1 protein-coding gene is annotated in these 1328 nt (G+C 57.5%); it reads right to left on the bottom strand.

The annotated features are described in order from the left end of the window. Window positions 1–153 precede the first annotated feature (153 nt). Window positions 154–1119, bottom strand: a complete 966-nt coding sequence (locus APH44_RS28795) for an IS110 family transposase (protein WP_054895658.1) — start codon at window positions 1117–1119, stop codon at window positions 154–156. Window positions 1120–1328 lie beyond the last annotated feature (209 nt).

Here is a 1328-nt window from a genome sequence, read left to right as displayed (position 1 = left end):
TGTGGGAGATTCTATGGCCGAAGGCAATTTCTCAGTAGAACCGTCTTCGGCCTCTTTCAGCAATCTCCAGGCACAAGTCAGCGCGCCAGAGAATTTCTCTTCGGCGCTGGGTGCTATCCATCAGTTTGGTTGGGCTGCGCAGCAGCCCCAGCCTCAGCTGGCTGGTTTGGCACCTCCGGTATATATCTCGGGCTTCCAGTCGGCCTGATGCCTCATCAGGCCGAAGGCCAGCCGAGCCAAGCGACGTGCAAGGATTACCAAGGCTTGTGTGGTCTTCTTCCCGCGTGCTTGATGATGGGCGTAAAACTGCGACCAAGTCTTGGTTCGGCTGCCGCTCATCGAGGCGTTGTACAGCAGCCTGCGAACCTCCGCGTCTCCACGCTTGCTCAACTTCCCCCTGCCTGCCCATTTACCAGATTGGGCAACCGTTACATCCATGCCCAGGTAAGCGACAAAGGCATCACTGTTCTTGAACTCGCCGCGCATGAAGGACATCACTAAGCCGGCAGCCGTTAAAAAGCCAACACCGGGAAGCTTCTGGACGCGACGCAACTGATCGGAAAGCCCCGCCGTCTTGATCACCGTACGCAGCTGTTTTTCCAGCAAAAGCTCTACGCGCTTGACCGTTTCTTCAAGGCTCTTGAGCGCTGAGGCAAACATCGTGTCGCCCGACAAACTCATCCGCAGCATGCCGCGCACGGCTACCAGTTTGGCGCGGCGACGCAGCAGCATCTGGATCTCACGATGCCCCGCAGGTGGCGGAGCCCAGGCCTTCAAGGAACCTCTCTCGTTGCTCAGGAAACGGGCGAGCAAAGCGGCATCGTGGGCATCAGTTTTCGCCCGCACAGCAACGCTTTCCCGGTATTTGCTCAACCTCAGGCCGTCGATAACGTAGACCGCGAAGCCCGCAGCGTGGGCTTGCTCCGCCATTTCCATGTGATAAGTGCTAGTCGCTTCGATGGCCAGCGCTGAGCCTTTAGGCAGTGTCTTGAGCCAGGCTTTGATTGCTTTCGGGGTGTTGGGGATGGCGAAGGGTTTGGTGCTCGGAGCGCTTTGAATCACCAGTTCATCTTTGGCGGTGTCCACGCCAGCTTCGATTGGGGTTGCGGACATTGCCATGGATAGCTGCTCCTTGTAGCGTAGTGTGACTTGAAGGGCACACCCTGGCGCAGGCTTGCATCTATCGTCGTTTGCAAACGAGGCATTCCTTATCGGCGCTTGGGTGCTGAAAGGAGGAGGGGTGATTTCTCCCACGGTCTGTACTGCTGCGAACAGTCAGAAGCGAGTTATGACCCTCCTCCTCCCTTCAAGTCCTACCATACAAGCGG

Source organism: Pseudomonas sp. NBRC 111143 (genome assembly GCF_001320965.1).
Classification (GTDB): Bacteria; Pseudomonadota; Gammaproteobacteria; order Pseudomonadales; family Pseudomonadaceae; genus Aquipseudomonas; species Aquipseudomonas machongensis.
This window is presented reverse-complemented; position numbering and strand designations above follow the sequence as displayed.